We start from the raw sequence: 23,908 nt of genomic DNA on the forward strand, positions 1-23,908 counted from the left end.
TTGCGTCACCTCTAGTTAGTTTTACTCATTATACTATGATAAGAGGATGTAAGATAAAGAAAAAGCGATTGCGTGAACAGGTTCACGCAATCGCTTTAGTAATTTCATTGACTTTTTCAGTGCCCTCTCAACTGTCGGGGTCATCTTTTGGATGTTCTTTTCGTATTAACAAATAGTAATACTAAAATTATTCTTTACCATGTACTACCTGTCCTATTCTCATTTTTCGATGTTTAGATACTCGTCTTTTAATATTATCGAATGATATACACTATCTACTAGTTCTCCTTTTATCATTTCCCTTTTACGAAGGATTCCTTCACATGTCATGCCTAAACGACTAAATACTTTTCCAGAAGCACTATTCTTAACCTCGTATCCAACATACACTCGCTCTAAACCAAGTACTTCGAAGGCTAATTTTAGGATTAGTTTCCCCATTCAATGAAGTAAAAGCTCAATCTTCGTCAATCGCATCAATCCATATGCTGCCACCGCTTACAGTAACAAGATAGTTTCTTTCGACACCGGCAGTGTTTTCAAAGCGGATAAAAGTAGTGCCATCGTGTATTGCTGACATCGTCACATGGTTCCCTTCTACAATCTCCACAGTTACAACTGATTTATCCTCAGCCGAGAAGGTCCATTTTCCCTCGTCAAGGTACATTTCCATAGTGTCATCTATTTTGGTGAAGGCAAAAACTGCAATAAAAACGGCAGCTATAATAGCAAGGGCAGTGATGCAATGCTTCTTCTTATCCAGCAAAATAAAAACAAAAAAAACTGCCAGAGCAAGGCAGAATACGGCGCTTAACAGATGATTCGGGAAATTGGCCTGTGCAGCTCTGAAATAGTGCACGCTTGCCCAAGAAAGATACCCAGTAGCCACAGACAAAACTAAAACGCTGATCCAGTTCTTCTTTTTAAGTTGGAATGCTATTGCAGCACCAGGTAAGGTCAGGACGGTAATTTTAAACCAATAATCATAATAACGGAATATGTCCCAACCGTATGCATAAAACGGAACCTCAATCAAATAAATGAGGGGCTGGCTGACAAGGAAGAACACGAAACATTTAAGTGAGGCTTCCCACCACTTTTTGCAGTTAACAATGATAAATATAGCAAATAGAAACCACCAGTCAGGATAAACGGCTATGTCCTGAAAGGAGGTGTCTTGTAAAAATGAAACCTGATTGATCAATGCAGTATATAATGCTGTAATAACAGCTAAAATGATAACTTTTGGCCATTTCATATTAAATTCGCCAAAGTATTTTTTAATCGTTTGCATGTTTTCTCCTTTTAATAAACCTTGTTTAAAGATAATTTTAACAGGCTTGAATTTTTCTCTATATTTTATCTAGAACAAATTTTACATTGTCTGTTTTCTTATTGGTTTGGGCCACTCATAAGCAATGCCATATCGGATGGTCAAAGACGATTTTATTAACTACCTAGCTAGTATAGTATATCAATATAATTTCTCACATGTGTGGAGTAGTTCTATGTTTTTTACTCAGAAAAGTTCAACAAAGGATGCTAACATTATCCCCTAACAATAGCTATCTAATCGTTTCTTCACAATATCTGGAGTCGTTCAGGAAGTAAAATAATTGTTTTACAGCAAGATATGGATAGTGAAAACAGTACCGCAGTGATAAATTTAGGGCAACGGATTTGGCCCTTCAAACAGATTCATCAATTGCTAATAATCGATCGGCAGCTTTTTAATAGGGGTAAATATATGATAGTCCGAATCAAGCTGATGAACGCTATTAAACGCTTGAATAAGTTCTATATCTGATTGTTCTCTTTCTTGCTTTGAAATTTTCAAAAATCTTGCGAAGTCGGTTTTAAATACATCCCCTACATCAAGAAGGTCACCAGAGTATTGGAACTTAGCACAAAATATTTGCGGCACATCTATGTTGAAGTAGAAAGGTTTATCTATTTGTATATCATATGGAATGCCAAATAGAGCATTGAAGCGTGTTGAATTTGAACGGCAATTGGAATAGACCATAAAACAAGGTCCAGATATGGTCTCATCTATTGTTTCTAAGAGCATTTTCGAATGAGCGTGAATTTGTGCTTTGTAATCCTCACATGCCAAATCAACTTCAAATGCGATGCCCGTCAACCTGATAGCATCAAATTCCATTAAGGTAAAATCTGTTACTACATCACCATTAATGTTTTTTACAGGGCGTTTAACGACTGAAGGTATAGGTTCTAGAGATATGTCGGTATCTTTTTCTTTTAGTGAGCTAGGAGCTAATTGAAATTGACGTTTAAAAGCACGAGTGAATGAAGATTGTGATCCAAAGTTTAACTGATAAGCAATCTCCGTCAATGATAATCGGTCTTCTTGTATTAATTTAACCGCACTATTTAACCGTCTTAACAATATGTATTGGTTCAAGGAACAACCCATAATTGCAGAAAAAAGTCTATGATAATAAAATTTCGACATGTTGAAGTTTTTAGATACAGACTCCAATGACAAAGGTTCCTCAATATGATCTTCAATAAAAGTTAAAGAGTTTTCAATAATTTTATAATGATCCATAAGGGTTCCTTCCCTTCATTTTTAAGGTATTCCGACAAAAAATTGCTGATATGATAAATCATTTCAAGGAGGTAAATGTAATGAAAAAGGATAGAATAAATGGAATATTAATCGGTATATTTTATATCGTGGCAGCAGCCAGTGCTGTTATGGCTGTACTATTATATCAGCCGTTACTATCAGGAGATTGGTATATGGCTGTGGTGAATGGTTCGAAAACAGCCGTTTTGGTTGGTGTTATGAATGACATCTTGCTCATTATAACTGCAGTTGGAACCGCTGTTATGTTATTTCCGTATGTACGACTATGGAATGAACATACCGCATTAGCTTATCTTTGTTTTCGATTTATGGAGGCTGTTTTTATAGCGATTGGCGTGGTGAGTATATTAGGTTTGCTAGGTCTTAGTTCTGCTTACGGAGCTGGACAATTTGTTAATGAAGGAGCATATCATCAAATAGGAAGCGTTCTTCAATCATTTCATGCTTGGACTTCTATATTAGGGCCGAATTTAATGCTCGGCTTGAATACACTCTTGTACAGTTATTTATTATATAAAACGGAAATCGTTCCAAAACCGCTAGCGTTATTTGGAATGTTGACGGCTGTTATGGTATTCCTTGCTGGATTGCTCAATATGTTTGATATCATTGGCCCATTCTCTACTCTAAAGGGACTTATCGCCCTGCCAGTTGGCATCTATGAGTTAAGTTTGGCAACCTGGTTAATTATAAAAGGCTTTAATACAAAGAAATTAGAGATATTAAGAGGAAGCAGGAGCTATGCTGAGTAATGCACTAAGAGAAAAAATTTACAATTTTCAATTCCATTCCTTTCAAAAAAATTCAAACCACATTGTTTACTTGATACCTTATTGATAAATTCACTCATTAAATATAATTCAGTTTATTCCTTAAAAATTCCTCATACGTAATTATCCCTTTCTTTTGCAGAGGATTTGTATTTTTCCCTTCAATTAATGAATTGTATAATTTCCCTGGGAGAGGAATGCTTAAAACATCATTCGTTTCATTGTTCACCTTAATTTTTAACTCCGCCATTTCTCTTAATGTCATTATCTCTGGTCCACAGAAATCATCTAATTTCCCTTGTGGACCTTTATTAACTAAATCGATTAAATGTCTAGCAAATTCATTAACATCGATGCTTTGAAATTTAACCTTTCCAGGGATTATATATCTTTTAAAGAGAGGTTTTGATAAGAGTAAATCCTCAACAAAGCTATGAAACTGCGTTGCACGAGCAATTGTATAGGGTACAGAACTATTTTTTAATAATTCTTCTGCTTCGTATTTAAGTCTATAATATTGGAAGGGGATTTCCTCAATTCCTACAATTGATGGATAAATAAACAGGTGTATATGATTCAGCTTGCTTAATAATTTTTCTAACCCAGCAACCTCAATGCTTTTAGAATTTTTTATCGGACTAGTTGCTGCGTGAATAATGACGTCCACATCTTTTACCGCTTCTTCTAAACCTTCACCTGATAATAAATCGCTATAAACCCATGGGAAGGCTTCTCCTTCTGGTTTTCTTCTCGAAGTTATTTTTACTTGATAGTCTAAATCTTTTAATTGCTTTAACAAAGCCGACCCTAATTTTCCGGTTGAACCAGTTACAAGGATTCTCAAGTACAACACTCCCATTCAGATGGATTATCTTACTATTGTAATATTCAAAAGTTGGTTACTTTATTCTAAGGTCCTACAATCATAGAACTTAGCCCTTTTTAGTATGCCTAAATATTTATTTTGGAATGTTATTAGACTAATTTTTATATGCTTTATTATAAATCCTTTCTTTACTAAAGCATCCGTTAATTGAATAGTAAAAGAGATACTATTTCGATTGTGTTTCTATCTAAAAAGGTAAAACGGTTAAAGGTATTGAAATGATAAGATACATTTAAATTGCCTTAATTAGAAAGGAGAGAATACATGATGGATATACTATTAAAATATATGTCTGACTTTACTTTAATCAGCGAAGATGAACAGCGGGCAATCTCAGAAAGTTTACGAATTGATGAATATAAAAAAGGACAATATCTTCTTAGACAAGGAGAACTTTCTGCTATTAAATGTTATTTCGTATTAATAGGGTGTGTTAGGCAGTTTTTTATAGATGAATCAGGTAAAGAAGTAACATCAAATTTTTTTACTGAAGAACAAGCTATTCCAATTATCAACGAAAAGACTCAAGGTGACTTATCAAAGTATTCATTAGTTTGTGTTGAAGATTGCAGATTAGTTGTTGGTGATATTGATTCTGAAAATACGATGTTAAACAAATACCCACAACTTGAAATAATGATCCGTAAAATGATGGAAATAAACGTTGGTGAAATACAAGATCAATTCGGTGAATTTATTGGTTCTTCTCCAGAGGAACGATACGAATCCATTTTAAGGAAACGCCCCGAGTTAATTGAACGTGTACCACAACATCAATTAGCTAGTTATCTTGGAATTACTCCTGAATCGTTAAGTAGAATAAAAAAACGTATTAAAAAAAATACATTATAAAAAAAATTCCATCCCACCAATTATCCTCCTTCAAAGTAGCAACTAAGCACCGAAGACTGACTTACCAAATATCATTGAACTATATATCACCCTTACCTTTTGTGTTTACAAATAAAAAATTTATAAAGTATCTAGAAATTAACTTAAGTCAATGAACGGTTTTTATCCTCTTGTTATTATTAAAATTAATCAAAGATATTAACATTTGGAGGAGATTTTTATGAAGGCGATAGTTTGTGATCAATATGGTTCGCCCGATGTGCTTGTATTAAAAGAGATTAAAAAACCTTTCCCTACTGAGAACCAAGTATTGGTAAAGGTTAATTCAGCATCTTTAAATTTTGGCAACTTAGTTCTTTTGAAGGGCAAACCCTTCTTAGCCCGATTTGCGTTCGGACTAACGAAACCAAAATACTCTATTCCAGGAGGTGACATAGCTGGTACAGTTGAAGCTGTTGGGGAAAACGTAAAGCGATTTAACGTAGGTGATGAAGTATTTAGTGACCTCTCTACTTGTGGCTGGGGTGGTTTTGCTGAATATGTAACTGCACCAGAACATGCTTTAGCGCATAAACCCAACAATATTTCCTTTGAAGAAGCAGCTGCGACTCCTATGGCAGCTGTGACTGCCTTACAAGGCCTACGAGATAAAGGTGGGATTCAATCGGGGCATAAAGTATTAATTTATGGCGCATCTGGAGGCGTTGGTACTTTTGCGGTGCAAATCGCTAAATCATTCGGTGCTGAAGTAACTGGCGTATGCAGTTCACGAAACGTTGAAATATTGCGTTCTATAGGAGCAGATCATATCATCAATTATACAAAAGAGGATTTCGCACAACATAAGGAATCCTATGATTTAGTTCTCGGCGTCAATGGGTCTAATTCCCTTTCAGCTTATAAAAAGGTTCTAAAACCAAATGGGAAATTTGTTCACGTAGGAGGTTCTGAGTCTCAGCTTTATCAAACGTTAATTCTTGGGCCTTTTATTTCAATGACTGGAAGCAGGAAAATGAGTAGCCTATTACAGAGAGCAAATCAAAATGACTTAAATGATGTAAAAGAGTTACTTCAAAGTGGAAAAGTTAAACCAATAATTGATAAACGGTTTAAATTAAGTGAAATAACGGAGGCATTCAAATATTTCCAGGAAGGTCACGCTCAAGGTAAAGTAGTGATTACTTTATAATAAGTGCCTTGCTTCATCCATAAATAAAAAGCAGACGGAACTTAGAAGTGCGATACCAACACCTCTAACCCGTCTGCTTTTTAATTCACTATTACACTAACTCCAACCAAGTAACAACTTCACAGTGTGTTGTCTGCGGGAACATATCAACTGGCTGAATCTCCTGTGTCTTATAGCCGCCGTCCTCTAAGATGCGAAGATCACGCGCTAAGGTTGCTGGATTACAGGAAACGTATACCACACGTTTTGGGCGTTGTTCAATAATCGTTGTTAGTAGTGCCTCGTCGCAGCCTTTTCTTGGAGGGTCCACAACTAATACATCTGCTGTTTTCCCTTCCTTGTACCAGCGTGGGATGACTTCCTCTGCTGGGCCTGCTTCAAAGTACGTGTTCGTAAAGTCGTTTAGCTCGGCGTTTCTTTTTGCATCCTCAATTGCTTGGGGAACAATCTCCACACCAAGTACTTGCTTCGCTTTTTGTGCAAGGAACAAAGAAATCGTACCAATTCCACAATAGGCATCGATAACTGTCTCGTCACCTGCAAGCTGTGCATAATCAAGCGCCTGCTGGTATAACACTTCTGTCTGCTCTGGATTCACCTGATAGAAGGACCTAGCGGAAATTTCGAAGCGTACATCTCCGATTAGATCCTCAATCGTTGGTTTCCCCCACAATAGGTTAGTTTGATCCCCAAAGATCACATTTGTATTTTTGGAGTTTATATTTTGCATAATGGAGGTCACCTTTGGCTCTACCTCTCTAATTAGCTCAATAATCGCTTCCTTTTTGGAAAGCTTAGGATGCTTCGTCACTAGGACAACCATTACCTCGCCGGTAGCTCGTCCTTTACGTACTACTAAGTGGCGAAGCTGACCTTTCTTCGTATCCTCATTGTAAGGAATCAAGTCTAGCTCTAATGCCTTCTCTTTGAATGCTCTCATCAATCGGTCTGCTTCATCGGATTGAATTAGACAAGTCGGTGTGTCTGCAATACGGTGAGATTTTGCCTGGTAGAACCCTCCAATCACCTTTCCATCGACTAAGCCAAATGGAATTTGGGATTTATTGCGATATTCCCAAGGATTGTTCATTCCTTTTACCGGTAGTACTGGTGCATCAATCTTACCTAGTCTTTGCATGACATTTCGAACCATATTTTCCTTCCATTTCAACTGACCTTCATAATTGATATGCTGAAGCTGACAGCCACCACACTCATAAAATACTGGACATGGTGCTTCCACACGGAAAGGAGAAGGCTCTACAATATGAAGTAATTTAGCAAAGCCATAGTTTTTTAATGTTTTTACAACACGTACCTCTGCTTTTTCATCAGGAAGACCCCCGTGGATAAACAGTGGGTAGCCATCGACCTTTGCTACTCCTGACCCATCATGTGTCAAATCCTCTATATAAACTGTTAACTGATCATTCTTATTTACTGGTGTGTTCACGTTAAATCTCCGTTCTTGTGTAATGGATATTATTATATCAAATAAAGGCGTTCAATAGTATTAGGTAGCTTATGTATATAAATTTCCAACTAATTTTAGAAACAAGAAAAGCGGAATCGCCTGCACTGCCCCGACAGGCAAATGGGGAAAAGCGAGGAGGCAGCTCCTCAGCCACCGGAGCTTTTATCCATTTGACCCCGAGGGGCAAGGCGATGAAGCTAGACATCAAGAAAAGCGGAATCGCCTGTCACTGCCCCGACAGACAAATGGGAAAAGCGAGGAGGCAGCTCCTCAGCCACCGGAGCTTTTATCCATTTGACCCCGAGGGGCAAGGCACAGGTTCCGAATTTTATAATTTCCTAAACAACAAAAAAAGTAAGGAATTATTCCTTACTCATTTAACTTTAATATAGACGAATCCTCTATAACAGACCAGTGTTTATTAGGTAATACACTTTTGTTTAATCGAGTTACAAACCGTTCTGCCTCTTCATAATCATAAAATACTTTTACCATTTGGCTATTTGAGTTTTTCAACACTTCTGTAACACCATTTGTGTTACGTGCTATCACAAACATGGTCAACTCCAGGTTATGTCTTTAACAATAATATTGTTATAAGATTATTATCTCATATACTGGAAATATTGTATACATTATTTGGAAGATTTTAAAAAATTATTTTAACTAAATGGGAGTTTTTCTAATTTATTTCTCTATTAATTGACCATTCACAATTCCATTGAGCTGACTCCAATTCTCTATTTCATATGTTGGTATTATAGTTGTTGTGTTTTCCTTTTGGTTTGGATTAAACCAGCATGTATCTATTCCAAAATGGTTTCCACCTTGTATATCAGAAGTAAGAGAATCACCAACCATCAATACTTTAGACTTTTCTGTTATTTCTAATTTCTTAAATGTATATTCAAATATAGCAGGCTGTGGCTTTTGATAACCAGCTTCTTCTGAAGTGATGATAGCTTCAAACACATCCTTCAATGGTGAACTCTTGATCCTAGCATGCTGGGCAATTTGAAATCCATTTGTTAATATAGCTAAACGACTGCCAGCCAGACTAGCCAGCATTTCCTCCACCCCAGATATTAAGTGGATTTCTCTACCTAGATTTTCTATGTACTTATGACTTACTGCTTCCAAATCTAACTTTAGATTATGTTCTAAAAATAAACGTTTGAATCTCTCTATTTTAAGTATCTCTAGCGTTGTAACGCCCTGTTCTAATTCGTCCCATAAAACCTTACTAATTGACTTGTAGCTGCCTAAGTAATCTTGCAAACCGTTTGGCAGTCCATATTCTAAAAATAACTGATGGAATGCATTTCTTTCGGTCATTCCAAAATCGAATAAGGTATCGTCCAAGTCGAACAATATTACGTCATACTTCATTTATTTCTCCACCTCTCTAAGCTTATTTTAACACCTGGGAAGGAAATGAGCAGAAAAAAAGACCCCAACCTGAGGTCCTGGACAATTATTCATCTCTTACTGGTCCATCCATGGTAGATACCCAGAAGGCTATAATAATGGAGCCAATCAGTACTATGAAGGGAGCATAAAATATTAGGAATTCCATCATAACGTTCATTCCTCCTAAGCGTGATTTTTCTTTTTCCCTTTAACATAATCTTTGTTGAATAGAAATAGCTTTAGTAACAAATACAAGGAGGGGATTAATAAGGCTAGCCCTAGAACAAATGCAATGATTAATGAAATTGCCATGGCCTCATTTGTAAAGCTATCGTGTATAGATAAGTATGGATAAAGTAAATACGGTAAATGAGAATACCCATAAGCAAAAAAAGCGATTAAAAATTGTCCTGCCAGAAGTCCAAATGCTAGACCATATTTTTTCTTTTTCCACAGTAACCAAACGGTACCTAAGAACAGGAGGAAGGACAAACCAAACGTCCACCAAATATCAAGCATATTATTATAATGCTCCACATTGTGTGAGCGTAATTCTACCATTATTCCGCCTGCAGTTATAATCGTTGGAAAAGACCAAATCAATGCGTACTTTCTCATCAGTTGAGTTGCTTTTGGGTCCCCTGCCTTATTGGCATACCAAGTTAAAAAGACTGCAGAGATATACAAAACAGAGGTCAAGCTTAAGGCCACAATAGACCAAGTTAACGGACTAGTGAACAAGGCATCATAATTTAAACTTGGTGATCCGCTGATCATATCAACGAAACCGCCCTCTGAAATAGTTAGTACGATAGATAATGAAGCCGGTAGTAACAATCCAGATAAACCATACATAAAAGAATACCCTTTATGGCCTCTGGATCCATACGTTTCAAAGGCATAGTAGGACCCTCTGATGCCAAGCAATATTAATGCTATGCCCACAGGTACGAGAAGAGTAGTTCCATAATAGTAGGCAGTCTTAGGAAAGAAACCAATAATACCAACGAAGAAAAATACGAGAAATACATTTGTTACCTCCCATACTGGAGATAAGTATCGTTGAATAATATTGCTCAGTATATGTTGTTTACCAGTTATTAAGCTATATGCATTAAAGAAGCCGGCACCAAAATCAATGGAGCCTACTATTACATAACCAAATAGAAAAGCCCATAGAACGGTGAGACCAATAATCTCTAAACTCATGTAATATCACCGCCTTTATCTAATTTTCTATCCTCTATCTCCTGTTCAACAGGATTTCTACGGAACATCCGAGTAAGTACTACAACACTTCCAACTCCAAGAACTAAGTAAAGGCCAGCAAACAGAACTAACATAAAATCTACCTGCCCACTTGTTGTTGCTGCATCCTCCACCCTCATGATTCCTCTTAATATCCAAGGCTGCCTTCCTACCTCCGCTAGCCACCAACCTGCCTCAATTGCAATAATAGCAGCAGGTCCTCCTAAGACGAGAAGCCATCGAAACAACCTAGAATCTACAAAGGACCACTTTAAACGTTTACCTAACCAATAAAATGCGGAGAGAGCTGCCAGACCCATCCCAATTACTACCATAATATTAAAAAGATAATGGATATAAAGTGGAGGTCTTTCATCCACTGGGAACTGATCCAATCCAATAACCTCTGCAGTTGGGTTAGAGTAAGCTAATATACTCAAGGCATAAGGTACCTTAATAGCATATTTCACTTCCCCATCATCTAATATTCCAAACAAAACAAGTTCAGCATTTTCCTGTGTCTCAAAATGCCATTCGGCAGCTGCTAGTTTTTCCGGCTGATACTCCGCTAAATATTTTCCGGAAAAGTCGCCTATAATAGCAGTTGCAATTGAAAAGATTAATCCTAATTTTACAGTTAAATACAAAGCTTTTTTATGATAAACATGATTAGAACCCTTTAACAAACGGAAGGCTGCAATGGAAGCCAGTACAAAAGCAGATGTCATATATGCGGTTACCACTACATGGGCTACCTTCGTAGGCATCGCAGGGTTAAACATTGCTAGGATTGGATTAATGTTCACCATTTGCCCATTTACCATGTCAAATCCTTGCGGTGAATTCATAAAAGAATTTACGATCGTGATAAACACTGCGGAAAAGGAAGCCCCTACTGCAACTGGTATAAGCAATAATAAATGCTTCTTCTGATTTTCAAAACGATCCCAAGTGTAAAGATAAATTCCAAGAAAAATAGCCTCAAAGAAGAAAGCAAAGGTCTCCATAAACAAGGGTAGGGCAATCACATTGCCGGCTAACTCCATAAAATTCGGCCATAATAAGGAAAGCTGCATTCCAATTGCTGTTCCAGTTACTACACCGACGGCAACCGTAATAACAAATCCCCTTGCCCAGCGCCTTGCTAGTAATATGTAATGTTCATCATTCTTTTTTATACCAACCCACTGAGCAATCATAATCATTAGTGGAACTCCAACACCGATAGTCGCATAAATAATATGAAAAGATAAGGTTAACTCCGTTAAGACACGACTATAGAAAACTGAATCAGCATTTCCCATACTTGACTCTCCTCACCCTCCAAAAATTCTTCCAGCAATAGATAGTATCATAATACCTGCCACTACAAAGGCGAGCCACATTAAGTATCTCTCTTGTCTCTTATACACTAACCATTCCTCCTTTATGTTGCTCAGATATATTATTAAATTATTCCCAATATTATTGGATTCATAACCTTTTAGAGAGGAAAGTCAAAAATAAACTGGATGCAATGCATCTCCCCCTTTTTGAATCCATTAGTATGCTTACGTTTGTTCAATAAAAAAAGGCTTTACTCCTTTTTGAAGTAAAGCATCTGATCGTATCAGTTTTAGCGTTCAAATTCTATTTGTTCTATTTAGTCTAACATTCAAGGATGATTACCTTTTTTCGAATAAGTTGTATGGAGAAGTGCTCCTGAAAAAGCGTACGCAGTTACGAAGAACACTACAGATAATTAGAATAAAAGCCCCAAAAACTTTACTAAATCGTAAAATTTTCGAGGCCTTATTATGTTGAGGAGAGTTTTGTCAAAACCGCTTCATTTTATGGTCTATCTTGCTCACGAATCTCATCGATTGGAACAAAGACATCTATATGTCTATATAGGTTTTGGAATGTGGCAGGAATAGTTCCCCCATACTCTCCATCCAGATTTAAGAGAACCTTATCTTCGGAGGTCACTTTAATGTGCTGGGCTTTTTTATAAATGACATGAGGATCTTCTAAATGTTCTCCACGAATAGCTAAAGTGGCAAGTCTTATAAACTCTGCAATATTTACTTTCTTTAAGATAAGCAACGAGAAGTTCCCATCATTAATACTTGAATTTGGAGCAAGCTTCTCGAAGCCCCCTACAGAGTTGGTTAGACCCACAAGGAACATCATCGCTTCATCTTCGAATACTTCCCCATCATATTCAATTCGAACCTTCGTGGCATTAATCGATGGAAGCATTTCAATTCCTTTTAAGTAATAGGCTAGTTGTCCAAGCATTGTTTTTAATTTACTAGGAACTTCATAAGTAAGCTCTGTAATTCTTCCTCCGCCAGCAATGTTAATAAAATAACGGTCGTTTACTTGACCAACGTCCACTGGAATAGTATCACCCTGTACGATTATATCTACTGCACGTTTAATATCCCGAGGAATATGAACTGCTCGAGCAAAATCATTTGTCGTTCCCATTGGAATGAGACCAATCTTCGGGCGATTTTCAAATTCACTTACACCAGCAACAACCTCGTTCAGTGTTCCGTCTCCCCCAGCAGCAATAATTATATCAAAATTATTTTCTACCGCTTTTTTTGCTGCACTAATTGCATCTCCTTCACCAGTCGTTGCATGGCAGGACGTCTCATATCCAGCTATTTCTAAAGCCTCCAAAACTTCTGGAAGATGTTTCTTAAATAATTCTCTCCCTGAGGTAGGATTGTAGATAATTCTTGCACGCTTCATACGGATTTCCTTTCTACTTTACAATTTCTTCATTATAAAGACTCTATTTCCTCACAAAAAGTTCCTAACATATGAAAGAGCCGACTAAAGCCGACTCCCTTAAATATGCGATTCGCTTATTTTTGAAGAATAGGCAACCAGCTACTGCGAATTTCTTCGTAAACTGCCAAGTGAAACTCTTTGTTTGCTATAAATTCCTGTGTCATTTGCTCATAAAATTTCTTTTGGATATCTTCGAATGCCGGGTCTTCCTTATCAGGAAACTTGGCTCTTCCTTCCATCACAAATTTTTGAACCATCTCAGCACGAGGACCCCATTTAGAAATTACTTCTCCGTCCTGACTTAACAATAAATAAACTGGAATGGAGCGCCCTCCATTTGTTAAGTACTGGTCCATCAGCTCTAGATTCTCATCGCGGTAGACAGTGCGAATGTCCAAATTTCCAGCTTCTGCAATCTTTCGTACGATAGCATTATTCATCATGGCATCACCGCACCAGTCTTCTGTGATAACTAATATATGCGGCTTTTCTGTTTTTAATATCTCAATGAATTCATCATCCGCTGGAACTTGAAATTGGTCGTATATACGAAAGGATTCCTCTTTTTTGGTAGTCATATCATTCATATACTGCTCTAAGGTTTTAGCTTCTTCAAAATATTGTTGTTCAGTTTTCAATGAAAAATCCCCCTTTTTCCTTAAGTATACTTTCTTTAGCCACTTGTTTCAAACAAGTTGTTGACACGCGACCTGTTCAGGATTAAAGTAGTTATTATTTTACATCCAATAAAAGGAAGTGTCCCAATGGAGAAAAAGCTCTCTTTTTCACCGCCTGTTGTGATTGCAAGTAGCTTTGCCACCTTGATCTTTCTAGGAACAGTTTTGATGAAGCTTCCTTTTGCTACGACAAATCCGATTTCCTGGGTAGATGCATTCTTTCTAGTTACATCTGCTACCACGGTTACAGGTCTCAGTGTTTTTGATCCTGGTAGTACTCTAACCATGTTTGGGGAAATTGTTTTACTAGTCTTAATTCAATGTGGTGGTATTGGGTTAATGACGTTTGCAGTCGCTATACTTATTCTTCTTCGCAAAAAAATTGGCTTGCAGCACCGAATTTATTTGCAGGAATCTTTTAATCAGCCTTCTATTGGAGGTATCGTCAAGCTAGCTAAGCATATTCTCTTATTTGTTCTTCTTACAGAGAGTATTGCTATCGTCTTCTTAACACTCCACTGGATACCAAGGTTTGGCTTTGGAGATGCATTATATTATAGTTTGTTTCACGTAATTTCTGCTTTTAATAATGCAGGCTTCTCTTTGTTTCCGGACAATTTAATGGGCTTCACTAGTGATCCTCTAGTTATATTGATTATTACTAGTCTAATAATCATTGGAGGAATTGGATTTGTCGTAGTAATAGATATCTCTCGCAAGAATAAATTTCGTGCATGGTCACTACATACCAAGCTTATGATCGTGGGCACATTAATAATAAATACAATAGCTACACTTATTCTTTTAATCTTAGAGTTTAATAATAATGATACAATTGGCAAAATGGGAATCTTCGAGAAGATAATGACCTCCTACTTTAATGCAGTAACTCCAAGAACGGCAGGCTTTAATATGATCGATTATGGCCAAATGGAGGACCCATCTCTATTATTCACAATGCTTCTCATGTTTATCGGTGCAGGTAGTGCCTCTACGGCTTCTGGCATAAAGCTTACTACCTTTATTGTCATCATAGCAGCAACGTTTGCATTTTTCCGTCAGCAGGAGGATCCAGTGCTATTTAAAAGGTCCATCTCACGAGAAATAATTATTAGGTCTCTCGTTATTAGCACAGTTAGCTTAGCAACCGTTTTTATATTTGCTTTTGCTTTAACTATAACAGAGCAGCTTCCTCTGCTCCCTTTGCTATTTGAAGTGTTTTCCGCATTCGGAACTGTTGGTATCTCAATGGGCATTACCTCTCAGCTTTCAGAGTTAGGCAAGGTATTCATTTGTGTGTTGATGTTCTTAGGCAGAATTGGACCACTCACGTTATTTTTCATCTTAACTAAACCGAAAAAGGTTAAATATAAATATCCAAATGATCAGGTGTTTACCGGTTAAGGATAGAAACACCCCTGCACTAGCCTGTCTGCAGGGGTGTTTTTTTATAATCGGACGGTTATATGCAATAATCGGTCGGTTCTGGCTAAAAATCGGTCGGTTTTCTCTTATAATCAGTCGGTCCTGCACGATAATCGGTCGGTTTCTCCTCATAATCGGTCGGTCCAAGTCCATGCCGCCCTCACTGGCTGAGACAGTTTTTCTTAGTCCCGTCCTTAAAGGTAATGACTTCATGTATTCTCGTATGTATGTTGTCATTTTTATAGAAGATTGCACTGCCGTCTGGTAGGGCATAGATTGGTCTATCCTTAGAAAGAGTCAGCAGCTCATCATCTGATTCTGGGCGATAGTGAACCTCTACACTAAAATCGACTAATTCTAATCCCTGCAAAATAATTGTGTCGGGGTAGTCTTCATCCTTTGTTAATATGCAGTCTGTGCAAAAAGCTAATGCACCTGCGCTATAGCCAATCATTAAGCCTGGAAAACTACTAATTGCTGCAGTCAGCTCTTTATCCAAAATAACCTGAAGTAAACGCTCAGGTTTTCCTCCTATAATATAAAGAACATCATACTCTTCCATCATATTAATCATGTCTTCTTTTGGTAGCTTTTCATGCAATAAACCAAGCGTCACGTTTGGAATACGTGTAAACGCCTGCTGCAGGCTTTCCATCCAACTTTCATATCTAGATTCATCTGTTGCAAAGGGTACGACCAATACTTTCGCATTCGGACTAATTTTACACTCTAATTCTTCAAAAACGTCATCAAGCTCACCCTTTAAAACATGTCCCCCGCCAATAAAACATAGCTCCATCCCCATCACCCTTTCTCAAATATTATCTCATCATAGCATCTATAATTATAAAATTAAATATATTTACAGCTTTGATAAGTAGCTGAATGTGGAGGAGCTTTTGCTAACATGCATCAAAAAAGCGAGTAAGTGGTCAGGAAATCTGATCACTTACTCGCTATGATTATCTTTAGGATTTTATCGTTTCACGATTTCTTCGTTTAGGATTTTGTTAACAAGAGGTGGATTCGCTTGACCTTTTGTTGCTTTCATAATTTGTCCTACTAGGAAGCCGATGGCACGATCTTTACCGTTTTTAAAGTCTTCAATCGATTGTGGGTTAGCATCTAATGTAGCCGTTACGATTTCACGTAGAGCGCCTTCGTCTGAAATTTGTACTAAGCCTTTAGCTTTTACTACTTCAGCAGCATCTCCGCCGTTATCCGCAAGCTCTTTAAATACTTTCTTCGCGATTTTAGAAGAAATTGTACCATCTGAGATTAGCTTAATCATGCCAGCCAGATTAGAAGGAGTAAGCTTGATATCCTTCAATTCTTTTTGGTCTGCGTTTAAGTAAGCTGAAACCTCACCCATTAACCAGTTGGAAGCAAGCTTCGCATCTGCCCCTAGAGCAATCGTTTCCTCGAAGAAATCTGACATTTCTTTTGTTAAAGTAAGTACCATTGCATCGTATGCAGGTAAGCCTAGCTCCTCGATATAACGAACTTTACGTGCATCTGGAAGCTCAGGAATTTCAGAGCGAACTCGTTCTCTCCAAGCATCATCAATGACAATTTGCACTAAGTCTGGCTCTGGGAAGTAACGGTAATCATCCGCTCCTTCTTTAACACGCATTAAAAGAGTTTTACCAGTTGACTCATCATAGCGACGAGTTTCTTGTGGAATTACCCCACCTGATAATAGAACCTCTGCTTGACGAATTTGTTCATGCTCAAGACCACGACGAACAAAGTTGAAGGAGTTTAAGTTTTTAAGCTCTGTTTTCGTACCGAATTTTTCTTGACCATATGGACGTAAGGAAATGTTCGCATCACAACGAAGGGAACCTTCCTCCATTTTACAGTCAGAAACTCCTGTGTATTGGATGATAGATTTAACCTTTTCAAGATAAGCATAAGCTTCCTCAGGAGTGCGGATGTCTGGCTCTGATACGATTTCAATCAAAGGAGTACCTTGACGGTTGAAGTCAACAAGAGAGTATCCATTGCTTGTATGTGTAAGCTTTCCTGCATCCTCTTCCAAGTGAAGACGAGTAATACCAATACGTTTCTTTTCTCCGCCCACTTCAATTTCTACCCAACCATTTTCACCGATTGGCTTGTCAAATTGAGAGATTTGGTAAGCCTTTGGATTATCCGGATAGAAGTAATTTTTACGGTCGAATTTAGTTATAGGTGCAATGTCCATATTAAGTGCAAGAGCGGCTCTCATACCCCACTCAACTGCTGTTTTATTTACAACAGGTAATACTCCAGGGTAACCTAGGTCAATTACATGTGTATTTGTATTTGGTTCTGCTCCAAAGTGAGCTGGTGCTGGTGAGAACATTTTAGAGTCTGTTTTTAACTCTACATGAATCTCTAATCCAATAATCGTTTCAAAATTCATTATTTTGCTCCCTCCCATATTTGCGGAGTTTGTTTATGGAAGCTTGTTGCTTGCTCATAAGCATGTGCCACACGATAGATAGTTGCTTCATCAAAGTATTTACCGATAATTTGTAATCCTAGTGGTAGACCGTCTGAGAATCCGCAAGGAATAGAAATTCCAGGGACGCCAGCAAGGTTTACTGGAATTGTTAAAATATCATTGGCATACATCGTTAATGGATCCTTAACATTTTCCCCAATTTTAAATGCTGGAGTTGGTGTCGTTGGTCCAATGATAACATCGTATTTATCAAATACATTGTCAAAGTCTTGCTTGATCAAAGTACGTACTTGCTGTGCTTTTCTGTAGTAAGCGTCATAAGAACCAGCGCTAAGTGAATAAGTTCCTAGCATGATACGACGTTTTACTTCATCACCAAAGCCTTGTGCACGAGTTTCTTTATAAAGCTCCATTAAGTTTTCTACGTTGTCTGCACGGAAGCCATAACGAATTCCATCAAAACGAGCTAAGTTAGAGGAAGCTTCTGAAGAAGACAATAAATAGTAAGCTGCTAAAGCGTACTTAGAATGTGGTAACGATACTTCTTCCCATGTTGCTCCAAGTGATTCTAAAACTTTTAGAGCGTCAAGTACAGATTGCTTAGATGCTTCTCCGACACCTTGTCCTAAATATTCTTTAGGAACAGCAATACGAAGTCCTTTAATGTCACCTGTTAATGATTTAGTAAAGCTTGGTACTTCCACATTTGCAGAAGTAGAGTCACTTGCATCTAAACCAGAAATAGCCTCTAGTAAAAAGGCATTGTCCTCTACATTACGTGTAACAGGTCCGATTTGATCCAAAGAAGAAGCAAATGCCACTAATCCAAAACGTGATACTCGGCCGTATGTTGGCTTCATCCCAACCACTCCACAGAATGAAGCTGGCTGACGAATAGATCCACCAGTATCAGATCCTAATGAAAATGGTACCTCTCCTGCTGCTACAGCTGCAGCCGAACCACCTGAAGATCCACCAGGTACATGATTTAAATTCCAAGGATTTCTTGTGTTTTTAAAGGCAGAGTTTTCATTCGAAGAGCCCATTGCGAACTCATCCATGTTTAACTTACCAATTGTTATTAATCCAGCATCACGTAGTTTATGTACAACAGTTGCATCATAAATAGGGTTAAAGCCTTCTAAAATTTTACTTGCACAAGTAGTTTCAATACCTTCTGTTACGATATTGTCTTTTACTCCGATTGGCATTCCGAAAAGGGGGCCTCTTTCCTCGAAAGGAACTTGATCCATTTCTTTTGCTTGTGCAGTTGCTTGCTCTTCATTTAATGCTAGAAAAGCTTGAACTTCTCCGTCCACTTTATTAATTCTTTTAAAGGATTCAGCAGTTAGCTCTTCAATAGATACTTCTTTCTTTTTGATCAAATCTTGAAGTTCTACTGCTGAATGTTTGAATAATGTCATCAGATGCCCTCCTAACTTTTTCTTATTCGATAATAGTTGGTACTTTTACTTGTCCTGCTTCTTCTTCTTTAACATTTTTCATCATTTTCTCACGCTCTAAGCCAGGTACTGATTTGTCCTCACGAAGCACATTTACTAATGGTAATACATGAGTAGTTGGAGCTACATCAGTAGTGTCTAATTCGTTCAGCTCATCTGCAAACTTAGTAATTGCAGCTAGTTGCTCTGCAAACATCTCCGCTTCTTCTTCAGTAATAGCAAGTCTAGCTAAATGCGCAACATGTTTTACTTCTTCTTTTGAAATATTCGCCAATTTTTACACCTCCGAATTCAATAAACCATAACAATAATCATATCATTTTTCACACTAGTTGAACAGAGTACGCATCGTTTCCTTAATGGTTATAGATATGAACAAATGCGTCCTCTTCACCTGCCTCTTTAACTAGCAATGCCTCAGCACCATCCAATGAGTTCACTTGAATTTCTACATTCATTGAAGCAGGGAAATTGGCTTTCATATATCCCGCAAGCTGCTGTGTAAATCCAATTAACTCTGCAGATCCAAAAAACTGTATTGGTATTTCAATAGTTAGCTTCTGTAGTTGCTCGTCCTTAAAGTATCCTGTGCCAATAACACTAGTATAATTAGAGAAATACTCTTCCACATCCCGCTTAAAGTTACTAAAGACTGTATTTAAGTCACGATATTTTTTTTCAGCCTCGGAAGACGGGAACATAATATATTCTTCATTGATAGGCTTCCAATCAGACAGGTTGCCACCTTTAGAAGCAACACCGTATTCAAAATAAGTACCTGGAACAATAGCATTATTACTATTTTGTTTAAACAAACCTACAACAATAGGTACCTCTTCCAGGCCAGCTATTTTTCTCATACGACTAACAACCTCTTCAGCTATTCTTTCCCCATTCTGCTTGATTTGCTCATCTGTTAGGGCTTGTTCATAGACTGCCCCATATTCTTCCTTTGTATAATAATAAATTGAATTTAAGGAAAGACCTACAGATACTCCCGCTAGTCTAGCTTTATTGTCCACTACCTCTAAATAGTTTTGTTCGACAATATGTGTAATGTAAACAGGAGTTTTTAATGCTTTTTCTTCTCCTGTCAGACCCTCTGCATTCGGATTTAACCCATCCTTTGTTTGTCCCTCTCTTGCAAGCCAAGATTTTAAAGTATCTCCTTTTAAGTATTGTCCTTCTTGGAACATATACTTATCTGGTGAAAATTCTGTTTGAGAAATTCGAAATAGACCTAATTCTACTTCTTTCATGTCGTATTTCGTATTAAGATTTGAGACAACTAATCCTCTGCTTGCACTCTCTTCATACGGCATCAAAGTACGATAATAGGTTTCATCCAGCTGAATGCTTGGAATCACGACTGTTTTCGCTTCTTCCTCCGTATTTTGCACAACTTCTGTATCGTTTTTTTGATTCGGAGTACATCCCGTTATAACTAACGCCAAAATCAAAAGAGCTAACACTAAATATTTTTTGGTCATGCTTTTAACTCCTTTTATCCTTCTAAATGGTCCAATAGCTTTTGCTCATCCCAGACTTCAATACCAAGACTAGTAGCCTTTTCTAGCTTAGATCCAGCATCCTCTCCTGCAATAACTAAGTCTGTTTTTTTACTTACGCTGCCAGCTACATTACCACCTAATGATTCTATTTTTTCTTTTGCCTCTGGACGTGTCAATTGTGTGAGTTTCCCTGTTAAGACAACCGTTTTACCGGCAAATGGACTGTTTTCCATTGTAGCAGCATCAATAACTTTACCTGTGTATCTCATTGCTAATCCTGCTTCTTTTAATCGCTCAATTAGCTTTTGAACCTCTTCCTGTTCAAAATAAGTTACAAGAGAATCTGCCATCTTTTCACCAATTTCATGAATGTCAGTAATTTCATCTCGTGTAGCATGCATTAGTGCATCAAAATCTAGGAACTTTTCAGAAAGAATTTTTGCAGCCTTTTCACCAATATGGCGTATGCCCAATCCAAATAATACTCTCTCCATTGAATTGGATTTTGAAGTTGTAATAGCCTCGACAAGATTAGTAGCAGATTTCATACCCATTCGCTCTAGCTTTACCAAGTCCTCGATCGTAAGCTTATATAAGTCCGAAACATCCTTTATAAGTTCTTCTCTATAGAGCTGTTCTACAACCTTACCACCTAGACCTTCTATATTCATCGCATTGCGGGAAGCAAAGTGATAAATTCCTTCACGAATTTGAGCTGGACATTGCGGATTAACACATCGTAGAGCGACCTCTTCTTCAATACGTATCAGTTCACTATCACATGCAGGACAGTTTGTCGGCATTTCATAAGGGACTAGATTATCCTTTCTTTCTTGAAGGATTACTCCCACTACTTCTGGGATGATGTCCCCAGCTTTTCGAATGATTACTCGATCGCCTATTCGTATATCCTTTTCGCGAATAAGATCCTCGTTATGCAAGGAAGCTCTTTGTACTGTTGTACCTGCCACCTGTGCTGGTTCTAACAATGCAGTTGGAGTAACTACACCAGTTCGCCCCACTGTTAAGTCGATTCCAATTATCGTCGTAACTACCTCTTCAGCAGGGAATTTGTAGGCAATAGCAAAACGTGGACTTTTAGCTGTGAAGCCAAGCTCATCTTGCTGCGAGTAATTATTCACCTTAATCACAATTCCATCTATCTCATAAGGAATATCATTTCTTTTGGTCGTCCATTTTTCAATAAAAGCCATAACCTCTTCAACGGAATGACATTCTCTCGTTTCGTTATTAGTAGGTAATCCTAGCTTTCTCATATACTTAAGGGCTTCCGAGTGATCGTCAATATTAAACTCTTCCCCGTCCCCCCCCATGCCATAAATGAACATGGACAAATTACGGCTTGCAGCAATTTTAGGATCTAGCTGACGCAAGGAACCAGCAGCTGCATTGCGCGGATTCGCAAATAATTCTAACCCATCTTCTGCTCGTTGTTCATTTAGCTTTAGGAAAGAAGATTTAGGCATATAAGCCTCTCCTCTAGCCTCTAGCGTTACATTTTCCTGTAAACGTAAAGGGACAGCACGAATCGTTTTAATGTTACTCGTGATATCCTCACCTGTATAACCTTATAGGTAAAACTGCTTTTGTACAAATACGTGGAAAGCCCATCTAATACTGTTTTCTTCATGATTTTTTTAAATTTACTACTTAGACAACCACATGAATTATATTATGCACTAATTTCTATTGAAAATCGACTATTTTTCTACTATTAAGCATTATAGGTAAAATGATAATTGTAAATTTATGTCGTAAATGTTATGTTATTTTCAGAATATTCTACAAGGAGGACATTATGTATTTAATAACTGAAAGAAATTGTCATGATGGCATTTATTATGAAAAATCATTTTTTTCCGAAGAAGGGGAGATATCTTCAAAAGAAATAGTACATTTTCGAAATGCAAAATTACAATATAACGGTATTGAATATGTCTTTCTTTACGATACAGAAATGAATCCCATACCCGAAACATTTGATTATTTAAACTTTGAGCTTCAAGACGCTTCTCCTAATCATCGGTATACAGCCTTAACAGCGTTAAAATTCTTATATTGCTTTTTAGAACTATATAGTTTAAAACTTGAGTCTCTTTCAAAAAACGACATAAAAAATTTATATTCATTTCTTCAAGGAGTATCAAAAGAAGGAACTTTATATCAATTGAACTTAGCCACTTCACGGAGTCATTCCACTGTCAAAACTTATACTACTTTGTATAGAAGTTTCATTTCATATTTAGGTTACAAAGAATCACCTCTCCTCCAAAAAAGCAAAAATTATAAACTTATATATAATGACGAATCGGATACACCTATGAAAATATTTCAATATGATACAAGTCTTACAGATTACAAAACTGAAATAAGTACACCAAGATATATAAGTATTGCGGACTTGAAAGAAATTCTTACTGTAATTAGAAATGAATATTCTATACGGGAAGAATGTATTGTACGATTAATGTTTGAAAATGGCTTACGTCTTGGAGAATTACTGGGACTAACAAATGAAGATATTGTTGTGAATGAAAAGGGTAATTATTTATATCTGCGTAATCGTTGGTCAGATTCGCCTGATCAATTAGCGAAAGGATGTATGAATATTAAGAATAAACAACAATATAAAGTAAAAGCTTACAGAACTAAAGACATAGGTTATCAAATTGTTTATCTAAGTGAAAATTTATTAAAAAAGATCAATGATTACGTAAACGAATTCCATCTGAATGACAGTAACACATTTCAAAGTAACTATGCACGATTTACATTTGCTGATTCAGTTGAAAACGTTAGTAATGATAATTTCTATATTTTCATTAATAGTATAGGAAAACCTCTGAGTGGAAACTTGTGGGGTAAGACTTTACGGGAAATTTTCAAAAAAGCTGGATTAAATGTTGATAAAGAACAACGAGAAACTAATTTAAGTCATAGATTTAGACATGGTTATGCTATGTTCATGGTTAAATATAAAAAAGTTGATGCACATACCTTAAAGATGCTTTTACGACATCGTAATATTAATTCCGTAAAACATTACTATCGACCAACTGATGAAGAGATTATTGAAAAAAGAACTGATTTAGTTAATTCTATTTATGACGTTATTCCGGAACTTAAGATTTGAGG

General features: G+C 37.1%; 23 protein-coding genes and 1 pseudogene. 6 read left to right on the forward strand and 18 right to left on the reverse strand.

Annotation, left to right across the window (positions count from 1 at the left end; all coding sequences use genetic code 11):
* Window positions 1-219: 219 nt before the first annotated feature.
* From M3627_RS15960 to M3627_RS15970, 3 genes are all read right to left on the reverse strand, one after another.
* Window positions 220-441, reverse strand: a complete 222-nt coding sequence (locus tag M3627_RS15960; protein ID WP_251556530.1) for a GNAT family N-acetyltransferase — start codon at window positions 439-441, stop codon at window positions 220-222.
* A gap of 16 nt (window positions 442-457) precedes the next feature.
* Window positions 458-1,294, reverse strand: coding sequence for a hypothetical protein (locus M3627_RS15965; RefSeq protein WP_251556531.1), 837 nt, complete (start codon window positions 1,292-1,294; stop codon window positions 458-460).
* A 414-nt stretch (window positions 1,295-1,708) separates the two neighbouring features.
* Complete coding sequence (locus M3627_RS15970) at window positions 1,709-2,572, reverse strand: helix-turn-helix transcriptional regulator (RefSeq protein WP_251556533.1); 864 nt, start codon at window positions 2,570-2,572, stop codon at window positions 1,709-1,711.
* 80 nt (window positions 2,573-2,652) lie between these two features.
* On the opposite strand from M3627_RS15970, the gene M3627_RS15975 reads away from it, so the two are divergent.
* On the forward strand, window positions 2,653-3,366 hold the full coding sequence (locus M3627_RS15975; RefSeq protein ID WP_251556534.1) for a DUF4386 domain-containing protein: 714 nt from the start codon (window positions 2,653-2,655) through the stop codon (window positions 3,364-3,366).
* Window positions 3,367-3,463: 97 nt separating this feature from the next.
* Here the strand turns inward: M3627_RS15975 and M3627_RS15980 are convergent, their stop codons facing one another.
* A complete protein-coding gene (locus tag M3627_RS15980; RefSeq protein ID WP_251556535.1) occupies window positions 3,464-4,228 on the reverse strand; it encodes an SDR family oxidoreductase in 765 nt (254 codons plus the stop codon).
* Window positions 4,229-4,534: 306 nt separating this feature from the next.
* On the opposite strand from M3627_RS15980, the gene M3627_RS15985 reads away from it, so the two are divergent.
* Window positions 4,535-5,122 carry a Crp/Fnr family transcriptional regulator gene (locus M3627_RS15985; RefSeq protein WP_251556536.1) on the forward strand — a complete coding sequence of 196 codons (588 nt, stop codon included), beginning with the start codon at window positions 4,535-4,537 and terminating at the stop codon, window positions 5,120-5,122.
* A gap of 220 nt (window positions 5,123-5,342) precedes the next feature.
* A complete protein-coding gene (locus M3627_RS15990) occupies window positions 5,343-6,311 on the forward strand; it encodes an NAD(P)-dependent alcohol dehydrogenase (RefSeq protein WP_251556537.1) in 969 nt (322 codons plus the stop codon).
* 91 nt (window positions 6,312-6,402) lie between these two features.
* Here M3627_RS15990 and rlmD read toward each other — a convergent pair whose 3' ends face one another.
* On the reverse strand, window positions 6,403-7,764 hold the full coding sequence (gene rlmD, locus M3627_RS15995) for a 23S rRNA (uracil(1939)-C(5))-methyltransferase RlmD (protein ID WP_251556538.1): 1,362 nt from the start codon (window positions 7,762-7,764) through the stop codon (window positions 6,403-6,405).
* 212 nt (window positions 7,765-7,976) lie between these two features.
* On the opposite strand from rlmD, the gene M3627_RS16000 reads away from it, so the two are divergent.
* Window positions 7,977-8,177: a hypothetical protein gene (locus M3627_RS16000; RefSeq protein WP_251556540.1), complete on the forward strand. Its 201-nt coding sequence runs from the start codon at window positions 7,977-7,979 to the stop codon at window positions 8,175-8,177.
* Here M3627_RS16000 and M3627_RS16005 read toward each other — a convergent pair.
* The 7 genes from M3627_RS16005 to M3627_RS16030 all read right to left on the reverse strand — a co-directional run bounded on the left by M3627_RS16005 (window position 8,155) and on the right by M3627_RS16030 (window position 13,865).
* Window positions 8,155-8,343, reverse strand: a complete 189-nt coding sequence (locus M3627_RS16005; protein ID WP_251556542.1) for a hypothetical protein — start codon at window positions 8,341-8,343, stop codon at window positions 8,155-8,157. The two genes, M3627_RS16000 and M3627_RS16005, sit on opposite strands and share 23 nt — an antisense overlap.
* Window positions 8,344-8,472: 129 nt before the next feature.
* Window positions 8,473-9,174: a YjjG family noncanonical pyrimidine nucleotidase gene (locus M3627_RS16010; protein WP_251556544.1), complete on the reverse strand. Its 702-nt coding sequence runs from the start codon at window positions 9,172-9,174 to the stop codon at window positions 8,473-8,475.
* An 85-nt stretch (window positions 9,175-9,259) separates the two neighbouring features.
* Window positions 9,260-9,364 (reverse strand): cytochrome bd oxidase small subunit CydS family protein, encoded by a 105-nt coding sequence (gene cydS, locus M3627_RS21190; RefSeq protein ID WP_445678175.1) that lies wholly within the window; start codon window positions 9,362-9,364, stop codon window positions 9,260-9,262.
* Between the two features lie 14 nt (window positions 9,365-9,378).
* On the reverse strand, window positions 9,379-10,404 hold the full coding sequence (locus M3627_RS16015) for a cytochrome d ubiquinol oxidase subunit II (protein ID WP_251556545.1): 1,026 nt from the start codon (window positions 10,402-10,404) through the stop codon (window positions 9,379-9,381).
* Entirely contained in the window at window positions 10,401-11,747 is a 1,347-nt protein-coding gene (locus tag M3627_RS16020; protein WP_251556546.1) for a cytochrome ubiquinol oxidase subunit I, read from the reverse strand. The genes M3627_RS16015 and M3627_RS16020 overlap by 4 nt, the downstream gene beginning before the upstream one ends.
* A gap of 526 nt (window positions 11,748-12,273) precedes the next feature.
* Entirely contained in the window at window positions 12,274-13,185 is a 912-nt protein-coding gene (locus M3627_RS16025; protein ID WP_169360570.1) for a diacylglycerol kinase, read from the reverse strand.
* Between the two features lie 116 nt (window positions 13,186-13,301).
* On the reverse strand, window positions 13,302-13,865 hold the full coding sequence (locus M3627_RS16030; RefSeq protein ID WP_169360569.1) for a thioredoxin family protein: 564 nt from the start codon (window positions 13,863-13,865) through the stop codon (window positions 13,302-13,304).
* Between the two features lie 126 nt (window positions 13,866-13,991).
* Between M3627_RS16030 and M3627_RS16035 the strand changes: the two genes are divergently transcribed.
* Entirely contained in the window at window positions 13,992-15,308 is a 1,317-nt protein-coding gene (locus M3627_RS16035) for a TrkH family potassium uptake protein (RefSeq protein ID WP_251556547.1), read from the forward strand.
* Between the two features lie 181 nt (window positions 15,309-15,489).
* Here M3627_RS16035 and M3627_RS16040 read toward each other — a convergent pair whose 3' ends face one another.
* The 6 genes and pseudogenes from M3627_RS16040 to ligA form a co-directional block, all read right to left on the reverse strand.
* A complete protein-coding gene (locus M3627_RS16040; RefSeq protein ID WP_251556548.1) occupies window positions 15,490-16,128 on the reverse strand; it encodes a Type 1 glutamine amidotransferase-like domain-containing protein in 639 nt (212 codons plus the stop codon).
* Between the two features lie 177 nt (window positions 16,129-16,305).
* A complete protein-coding gene (gene gatB, locus M3627_RS16045; protein WP_251556550.1) occupies window positions 16,306-17,736 on the reverse strand; it encodes an Asp-tRNA(Asn)/Glu-tRNA(Gln) amidotransferase subunit GatB in 1,431 nt (476 codons plus the stop codon).
* The gene (gene gatA, locus M3627_RS16050; protein WP_251556551.1) at window positions 17,736-19,202 is read right to left on the reverse strand and encodes an Asp-tRNA(Asn)/Glu-tRNA(Gln) amidotransferase subunit GatA; all 1,467 of its coding nucleotides are present in this window, start codon (window positions 19,200-19,202) and stop codon (window positions 17,736-17,738) included. The genes gatB and gatA overlap by 1 nt, the downstream gene beginning before the upstream one ends.
* A gap of 22 nt (window positions 19,203-19,224) precedes the next feature.
* Window positions 19,225-19,515 (reverse strand): Asp-tRNA(Asn)/Glu-tRNA(Gln) amidotransferase subunit GatC, encoded by a 291-nt coding sequence (gene gatC, locus M3627_RS16055; protein WP_169360564.1) that lies wholly within the window; start codon window positions 19,513-19,515, stop codon window positions 19,225-19,227.
* Window positions 19,516-19,597: 82 nt separating this feature from the next.
* Window positions 19,598-20,731: a CamS family sex pheromone protein gene (locus M3627_RS16060; RefSeq protein WP_251556552.1), complete on the reverse strand. Its 1,134-nt coding sequence runs from the start codon at window positions 20,729-20,731 to the stop codon at window positions 19,598-19,600.
* Between the two features lie 14 nt (window positions 20,732-20,745).
* Window positions 20,746-22,341, reverse strand: a pseudogene (gene ligA, locus M3627_RS16065) (NAD-dependent DNA ligase LigA); the annotation flags it as partial.
* 230 nt (window positions 22,342-22,571) lie between these two features.
* Here ligA and M3627_RS16070 point away from each other — a divergent pair.
* Window positions 22,572-23,906 carry a tyrosine-type recombinase/integrase gene (locus M3627_RS16070; RefSeq protein ID WP_251556553.1) on the forward strand — a complete coding sequence of 445 codons (1,335 nt, stop codon included), beginning with the start codon at window positions 22,572-22,574 and terminating at the stop codon, window positions 23,904-23,906.
* Window positions 23,907-23,908 lie beyond the last annotated feature (2 nt).

The organism is Psychrobacillus sp. MER TA 171, from assembly GCF_023713305.1.
GTDB lineage: Bacteria > Bacillota > Bacilli > Bacillales_A > Planococcaceae > Psychrobacillus.